Origin of the sequence: Marinobacter iranensis, assembly GCF_029207565.1 — a bacterium.
In the GTDB taxonomy this organism is placed as follows: Bacteria; Pseudomonadota; Gammaproteobacteria; order Pseudomonadales; family Oleiphilaceae; genus Marinobacter; species Marinobacter iranensis.
Window position 1 is genome coordinate 1 of record NZ_JANCMW010000110.1, and the last position, 277, is coordinate 277.

At 67.5% G+C, this 277-nt stretch carries 1 protein-coding gene; it reads left to right on the forward strand.

The features are described from left to right. Positions 1-277, forward strand: a 277-nt coding sequence (locus NLU14_RS21650) for a hypothetical protein (RefSeq protein ID WP_275710505.1), incomplete at both ends; no start/stop codon positions are given.

The window sequence follows — 277 nt, forward strand, 5'->3', positions numbered from 1 at the left end:
TCCGGCCAGCCTGATCGGCGCGCGTGCGTTCGCGGACCAGGTCTATGACCTCGCCATGCTGCGCGCGCTGGTGGGCGTGGGCCGTGCCCTTGTCGACAATGCGCTCGACACCAGCCAGGAAATCAATCCCGCCAAGCAGATCGAGCAGGCGGAACTCAAGCTCTACGAAGTGGCGGAGAAGGGCGGCGAGGATACCGGCGCCAAGAGCTTCACCCGCGCCGCGACGGTGGCGGTGCGCCATACCGAGCGGGCGATGAATTCGGGCGGCAGCGTTTCG